The organism is Skermanella sp. (assembly GCF_059503625.1).
On the sequence record NZ_JCACHA010000921.1, the window covers coordinates 1 to 7,365 of the forward strand.

General features: G+C 64.1%; 7 protein-coding genes. 1 reads left to right on the forward strand and 6 read right to left on the reverse strand.

All coding sequences use genetic code 11. The features are described 5' to 3' along the window. Nucleotides 1–767 (forward strand): EamA family transporter RarD (rarD, locus tag AC5JJ6_RS33600; protein ID WP_496046207.1); only part of this gene is annotated, 767 nt, incomplete at its 5' end. 95 nt (nucleotides 768–862) lie between these two features. Here rarD and rpsD read toward each other — a convergent pair. From rpsD to gltX, 6 genes are all read right to left on the reverse strand, one after another. Then, entirely contained in the window at nucleotides 863–1,477 is a 615-nt protein-coding gene (gene rpsD / locus AC5JJ6_RS33605) for a 30S ribosomal protein S4 (protein WP_496046208.1), read from the reverse strand. 306 nt (nucleotides 1,478–1,783) lie between these two features. Further along, the gene (locus AC5JJ6_RS33610; protein ID WP_496046209.1) at nucleotides 1,784–2,044 is read right to left on the reverse strand and encodes a hypothetical protein; all 261 of its coding nucleotides are present in this window, start codon (nucleotides 2,042–2,044) and stop codon (nucleotides 1,784–1,786) included. 81 nt (nucleotides 2,045–2,125) lie between these two features. Then, the gene (locus AC5JJ6_RS33615) at nucleotides 2,126–2,899 is read right to left on the reverse strand and encodes an RNA methyltransferase (protein ID WP_496046210.1); all 774 of its coding nucleotides are present in this window, start codon (nucleotides 2,897–2,899) and stop codon (nucleotides 2,126–2,128) included. 4 nt (nucleotides 2,900–2,903) lie between these two features. Continuing rightward, nucleotides 2,904–4,526: a citramalate synthase gene (gene cimA, locus AC5JJ6_RS33620; RefSeq protein WP_496046211.1), complete on the reverse strand. Its 1,623-nt coding sequence runs from the start codon at nucleotides 4,524–4,526 to the stop codon at nucleotides 2,904–2,906. After that, nucleotides 4,523–5,899: a cysteine--tRNA ligase gene (gene cysS, locus AC5JJ6_RS33625; RefSeq protein ID WP_496046212.1), complete on the reverse strand. Its 1,377-nt coding sequence runs from the start codon at nucleotides 5,897–5,899 to the stop codon at nucleotides 4,523–4,525. The genes cimA and cysS overlap by 4 nt, the downstream gene beginning before the upstream one ends. Nucleotides 5,900–5,910: 11 nt before the next feature. After that, nucleotides 5,911–7,254: a glutamate--tRNA ligase gene (gltX, locus tag AC5JJ6_RS33630; RefSeq protein ID WP_496046213.1), complete on the reverse strand. Its 1,344-nt coding sequence runs from the start codon at nucleotides 7,252–7,254 to the stop codon at nucleotides 5,911–5,913. Nucleotides 7,255–7,365 lie beyond the last annotated feature (111 nt).

Consider the following 7,365-nt stretch of genomic DNA (forward strand, 5'->3'; position numbering starts at 1 on the left):
ATCGGGTAATCTGGTCGCTCCTGCTGATGGTGGTGCTGGTCGCGATCCTGCGGGACCTGCGTGACGTCCCCCGAGCCTTGTCGAGCCTCCGCAGGGTCGGCCTCTACATCGTGACGACCGCCCTGGTGACGACAAACTGGGGGTTGTTCATCTGGGCCGTCAATAACGACCATATCGTGCAGACCAGCCTTGGCTACTACATCAATCCGCTAATCAACGTCCTGCTCGGCATGCTGTTCCTGGGAGAACGGCTGAACCGCAAGCAGCTGTTCTCCGTAGCGCTGGCCACGCTGGGCGTTTCCAGCCTGCTGGTCAGCCTGGGTGAGCTGCCGTGGATTTCGCTGACCTTGGCGACGTCGTTCGGTTTCTATGCCCTGATCCGCAAGAAAGCAGCCATCGATCCGCTGGTCGGCCTGCTGGTCGAGACGGCGATGCTGACGCCGCTGGCGGCGGCCTATCTGCTCTGGCTGTGGAGCGACGGGACTGCGACGTTCTCGCTCGATGCTCCCGGCATGGCGTCCTTGCTGGTCGTCTCGGGCGTCATCACGGCCCTGCCCCTGATCTTCTTCAATATGGGCGCTCAGCGCCTGAAGCTGTCCACGGTAGGCCTGATGCAGTATCTGTCCCCGACGCTTCAACTGGCGATCGGCGTGATGGTCTTCGGCGAGGAGTTCAGCGGCGCCCATGCCGTCGCCTTCGGCCTGATCTGGCTGGCGCTGGCGATCTACAGCACCGACGCTTTTCTGAGCCATCGCGCCAGGCACTGAGTTCTGGCCGTCGAGCACGGCCGGGCATCGAGCATATAAAGAAAAAGCCGCCTGTTCGCACAGGCGGCCCTTATTAAGTTTGTATCAGCCGGAAATTAGCGGCTGTAGAACTCGACCACGAGGTTCGGTTCCATCTGGACCGGATACGGCACGTCGGCGAAAGCCGGAGCGCGGACGAAGGTGCCCTTGAGAGCGCCGGTATCAACGTCCAGGTAATCGGGGATGTCGCGCTCGCCCGAAGCGATCGCCTCGAGGACCAGCGCCATCTGCTTGGACTTCTGCTTGACCTCGATCAGGTCGCCGTCCTTGACCTGGTAGGACGGGATGTTGACCCGCTTGCCGTTGACGCGGACATGGCCGTGGTTGACGAACTGACGGGCCGCGAACGGAGTGGGGACGAACTTCATGCGGTAGACGACCGCATCGAGACGACGCTCGAGCAGCTGAATCAGGTTCTCGCCGGTGTCGCCACGGCGGCGGACGGCTTCGGCGTAGAGACGGCGGAACTGCTTCTCGCCGATGTTGGCGTAGTAGCCCTTCAGCTTCTGCTTGGCCATCAGCTGCAAGCCGAAGTCGGACGGCTTCTTGCGGCGCTGACCATGCTGGCCGGGGCCGTACTCACGGCGGTTGATCGGGCTCTTGGGGCGGCCCCAGAGGTTGACGCCCAAACGGCGGTCGATCTTGTACTTGGACTCTTGACGCTTGCTCATACGATTATCGCTTTCAGCACTGTTTGTTGTCCCAATAGGTCCTGCCGGAAGCGAACGTCCGCGGACGGGGCGTTACCATAAGCACGCCCACCTTCTTGGGAGGAAGCGCCGCACTATACGGATGCGGAAGGCAAAGTCAAATACCGATGCACCGGGGCGGCAAGGAAAGCGCCGCGAAGCGGCATCTTTTCGAGTCCGATCACTTGCCGACGCAATGATCATGCGGGAATGTCCATTGCATCGGCATACCGGCCATGAGGCGGAAAGCGATCGATCACTGTGCGAAGATCGCGTCCGTACCCGCTTCTACGCCAGTCGCTGATGGACGCCGGTGAGTAGCTGGAGTGCCTCCTGGATCAGCGCCGTCGCTTCGTGCAGGTCGGCCCTGACACCGCCATCGATACCGGACCGTTCGATCTCTTCGATGACGGATTCGATCTCGATCGTCGCATCGTTGAGCAGAATGCCTGCTTCCGCCACTCTGACCCGGGGTTTTGCAGGTTGCCCCGCAATTTGCAAATGGCGGATTGCGCGAATGAGGCTTTCGCCAAATTTTCTTAAGTCCATGGTGTCCTCCGATATACGAACTATCGGAGTATCAGCAAGGAACATGCCACTAAATGGTAGTTAGGGAAGTATCCATCAGACCTATTCTTTGGGATAAACTCGCTTCCGGCCGGTCAAGGCTGACACTATGCCATGGAAAGTCCGGACCTCCTGTTCCGTCAAGTCCATCCTCTGGAAGCAATTTCTTATCGATCTAATCATTGAGGGCTTCTTTTCCGGCGACGAGAAGAAGCCGCTGCCGCTCAGTTCCTGCTCCAGGTGATCGAAGAAGTTTACCAGTTCTTCCTTATTGGCCGGGCGGGTGGCGCCGGTATGGAGATAGCGGCCGGGCGTCACGTCGCCCGTCTGATACCATTCATAGCCGATCAGCAGCACCGCCTGCGCCAGGTTGAGCGAGCTGAACGACGGGTTGAGCGGGACCGTCAGGCTGGTATCGGCCAGCGCCAGATCGTCGTTGAACAGGCCGGTGCGTTCCGGCCCGAAGAGCACGCCGGTCGCAAGTCCGGCGGCCGACTGTGCCCGCATCTCCACCGCCGCTTCGCGCGGGGTCATGATGCGCTTGATCATTCCGCGGTTCCGGGCCGTCGTGGCGAAGACGTGGGAAAGGTCGGCGATCGCCTCCTCCGTCGTGTCGCACAGACGGGCGTTGTCGAGCACGATATCGGCACCGGAGGCAGCGGCCTTGGCGCTGCCGCTCGGCCAGCCATCGCGCGGACGGACCAGACGAAGGTCGGTCAGGCCGCAGTTCAACATCGCCCTGGCACAGGTGCCGATATTCTCGCCAAGCTGCGGTTCGATCAGAATGATCGCGGGGCCGCCCAGGACGGACTCCCGCATCGGGTTGGTTCCTGCCATGTCTCTATCTGTCGTCGGATGATGCGTCCGGCGTTCCGGTGCCCGAGGCACGGAACAGCCGGTATGTAATGCTGTCGTGCAGCGCGTTGTAGGAGGCGTCGATCACGTTGGCCGATACCCCGACCGTGGTCCAGCGGTTGCCGTGGCCGTCGGTGCTCTCGATCATGACCCGCGTCACGGCCTTGGTCCCGTCGTTGGGGGTCAGGATGCGGACCTTGTAGTCGACCAGCCGCAGGCCTTCCAGGGCAGGATAGACCGGCAGCAGGGCTTTGCGGAGAGCGGTGTCAAGCGCGTTGACCGGGCCGTTCCCTTCCGCCACCGTCATGACGGACTGGGTGCCGACGTCGAGCTTGATGGTCGCTTCCGACAGGGTGATCAATTCATTCCGGGCGTTCCAGCGCCGCTCGTCGATCACGCGGAAGGACTGGAGGCGGAAGAAGTCGGGGACCTCGCCCAGGCCGCGCCGGGCCAGAAGCTCGAAGCTCGCCTCCGCCCCGTCATAGGCGTAGCCGTCATATTCGCGGCGCTTGACCAGATCGACCAGGGTGTTGATCCGTTCGTCCCTGGCGTCGATCTCGATCCCGATCTCGCGGAAACGGGCGAGCAGGTTGGACCGGCCGGCCTGATCGGACACGACGATGGTCCGCCGGTTGCCGACAGTCGAAGGCTCGACATGCTCGTAGCTGGCCGGGTCCTTCTCGACCGCCGAGACGTGGAGGCCGCCCTTATGGGCGAAGGCGCTTTCCCCGACATAGGGAGCGTGCCGGTTGGGCGCGCGGTTCAGCCGCTCGTCCACGGTGCGGGAGACGTGGGAGAGACGGCGCAATCCCTCCGCCGAGATCCCGGTCTCGAAGCCCATCTTGAGCATGAGCGTCGGGATCAGGGACACGAGGTTGGCGTTGCCGCAGCGCTCGCCCAGCCCGTTCAGCGTCCCCTGCACCATCCGGGCGCCTGCACGGATCGCCGCCAGCGAATTGGCGACGGCATTGTCGGTGTCGTTGTGCGTGTGGATGCCGAGGCTGGTGCCTGGAATGCGCTCCGTCACGGCGCGGACGATGCTTTCGACCTCGTCCGGCAGCGTGCCGCCATTGGTGTCGCACAGCACGATCCAGCGTGCGCCGGCCTCGTAGGCGGCCAGCAGGCACCGGATCGCATAGTCGGGATTGGCCTTGTAGCCGTCGAAGAAGTGCTCGGCGTCGAACAGCGCTTCGCCCTTCCGCTCGACGATCAGGGCGATGCTGTCGCGGATCAGATCCAGGTTTTCGTCGCGCGGGATGTTCAGCGCGACATCGACATGGAAGTCCCAGGTCTTGCCGACCATGCAGACGGCGTCGCACTTGGCGCTGGTCAAGCTGGCCAGGCCCGGATCGTTGGCGGCGCTGCGGCCGGGACGGCGGGTCATGCCGAATGCCGTGAAGGTGGCGTTGCGGAGTTCCGGCGGGTCGGCGAAGAAGGCGTCGTCGGTCGGGTTGGCGCCCGGCCAGCCGCCTTCGATATAGTCGATACCCAGCAGATCCAGTTCCCGCGCTATCGCTATCTTGTCGGCGACCGAAAAATCGACACCCTGGGTCTGGGCGCCGTCACGGAGCGTCGTGTCGAACAGGTATATCCGGTCGCCCATGGTCATGCCCGCTTCCAGGTGGTGCCGCCGGGGCCGTCCTCGAGCACGATGCCCATGTCGGTCAGTTCCTTCCGGATGCGATCCGCTTCCGCGAAGTTCTTCGACTTGCGGGCTTCCTTGCGCCGTTCGATCAGGTCTTCGATGACGGCGGCGTCGTCTGCCACAGCTCCGCCGGCTTCGCCCTGGAACCAGGCGACCGGATCCTGCTGCAGGATGCCGAGCAGGCGTCCCGCCGCCAGCAAACCGCCCTTCAACCTGGCCTTCTCGGCCGGATCGGTCGCCTTGTTGAGCGCCGTCGCCAGTGCGTGGACGTGGCCGATCGCCATCGGCGTGTTCAGATCGTCCTCAAGGGCGGCCAGGACTTCGAACGGGACATCGGTCTCGGACGGGACTTCACCGGCGCAGCGGAGAGCGTTGTACCAGCGGTCCAGGTTGCCCTTGGACTGCCGCAGGAGGTCGCGGGTGAAATCGAGCGGCTGGCGGTAATGGGCGCCGAGCAGGGTCAGGCGGATCGCCTCGCCCGGGAACTCGCCCAGCAGGTCGCGGACGGTGAAGAAGTTGCCCAGGCTCTTGGACATCTTCTCGCCTTCCACGGTCAGGAAGCCGTTATGCACCCAATAGCGCGCGAGAGGTGCCCCGCCGTGAGAGCAGACGGACTGCGCAATCTCGTTCTCATGGTGCGGGAAGATCAGGTCCAGCCCGCCGCCATGGATGTCGAAGGTTTCACCCAGATGCTCGGCGGCCATGGCAGAGCACTCGATATGCCAGCCGGGCCGTCCGCGTCCCCAGGGGCTCGGCCAGCCGGGAATGTCGTCCGCGGAGGGCTTCCACAGCACGAAATCGGCGGGATCGCGCTTATAAGGCGCCACTTCGACGCGCGCCCCGGCGATCAGCTCGTCGCGCGAGCGGCGGGAGAGCTTGCCGTAGTCCGGCATGGACGGGACGCTGAACAGGACGTGGCCGTCCGCCTCGTAGGCGTTGCCCTGGTCTATCAGCTTCCCGATCATGCGGACCATCTGGGCGATGTGGCGGGTCGCTCGCGGTTCGATATCAGGCGGCAGCGCGTTCAGCGCCGCCATGTCCTGGTGATAGGCCTCCGTCGTCCGCGCGGTCACGCTGTCGATCGGCTCGCCGCTCTGGCTAGCCCGGTCGATGATCTTGTCGTCGACGTCGGTAATGTTGCGGACGTAGCGCACCTCCGGATAGAGGTGCTTGAGCAGCCGGTACAGCACGTCGAACACGACCACCGGCCGCGCATTTCCGATATGGGCGTAATCATAGACGGTCGGGCCACAGACATAGAGGCCCACCTTGCCCGCTACCAGCGGTTCAAAATGTTCTTTCCGGCGGGTGAGCGTATTGAAAAGATCGAGCGGCACCGGGTTTATCCTTACGAAACCTGTCCGGCGAGCCGGGCGCTTGCCCGTTCGCGGCCTATCAGAGGTAACAAATTCTTGAGTTCCGGTCCATGATCCAGGCCTGTGAGAGCCTGACGCAGGGGCATGAACAACGCCTTGCCCTTGCGGCCCGTGGCGGTCTTGACGGCATTGGTCCAGGCGCCCCAGGTCGTGTCGTCCCACGGCTCCGGCGGCAGCAGCGACGCGGCGGCGGCGGCGAATTCGGCGTCTCCGATAACGGGCTGGATCGGCTCCCGTGCTACGTGCCACCAGTCGGCGATGTCGTCCAGGCGGGACAAATTGGCCCGGACGGCGTTCCAGAAGACCTCGTCCACGCCGGCATAGCCCTTGGCGGCGAGCCGCGCGGCGATGGTTTCGAAGGGAGTCGCGTGGAGCACGCGGGCGTTCAGGCGCTTCAGTTCCTCCGGGTCGAACTTGGGGGCGCCGCGCGACACCTTCGCCATGTCGAACTCGGCCACCAGTTCTGCCAGCGTCAGCCGGGCTTCGATGGCGTCCGACGTGCCGAGCTTGGCGAGAAGGCTGTTGATCGCCATCGGTTCGACCCCCTCCTCGTCGCGCAGATGGGAGATGCCGATGCTGCCGAGCCGCTTGGACAGGGCGGCGCCGGTGGCGTCGCTCAGCAGCGGCAGATGGGCGAAGGTCGGCACGGGACCATCCAGCGCCTGCCAAAGCTGGATCTGCACGGCGGTGTTGGCGACGTGGTCCTCCCCCCGGATGACATGGGTGATGCCAAGCTCGATATCGTCCACGATGGACGACAGCGTGTAGAGGATGCGGCCGTCTTCCCGGATCAGGACGGGGTCGCTGAGGTCGCGGCCATGGAAGTGCTGCGGACCGCGCACCAGATCGTCCCATTCGACCGGGTCGTGCCGGAGCAGGAAGCGCCAATGCGGTTTGCGGCCTTCCGTCTCCAGCCGCGCGCGATCCTCGTCGGTCAGCTTGAGGGCGGACCGGTCGTAGATGGGCGGCAGGCTGCGTCCGAGCAGGCTCTTGCGCTTCAGGGACAGTTCCTCGGCCGTCTCGTAGCAGGGATAAAGCCGGCCGGAGCGTTTCAGCGCTTCCATCGCCAGATGGTAGCGGTCGAGGCGGTCGGACTGGCGGGCGAAGCGGTCCCAATCCAGCCCAAGCCATCCCAGGTCACGCTCGATCCCGGCGGCGAATTCCGCCGTCGAACGCTCCAGGTCGGTATCGTCCAGGCGCAGCAGGAAACTGCCGCCGTGCGCACGGGCGAACAGCCAGTTGATCAGCGCCAGACGGATGTTGCCGACGTGGAGCATACCGGTCGGACTGGGAGCGAAACGGACGGCGACGCTCATGGGGCTCGGCTCATTGGGAATGCTGTTCAAATCCGGAAACCAGGGCCGGACCGATAGCACACCATGAGCCTGTGTGAAATGACGGAAACTTCCGGTCGGGACTACTTCACG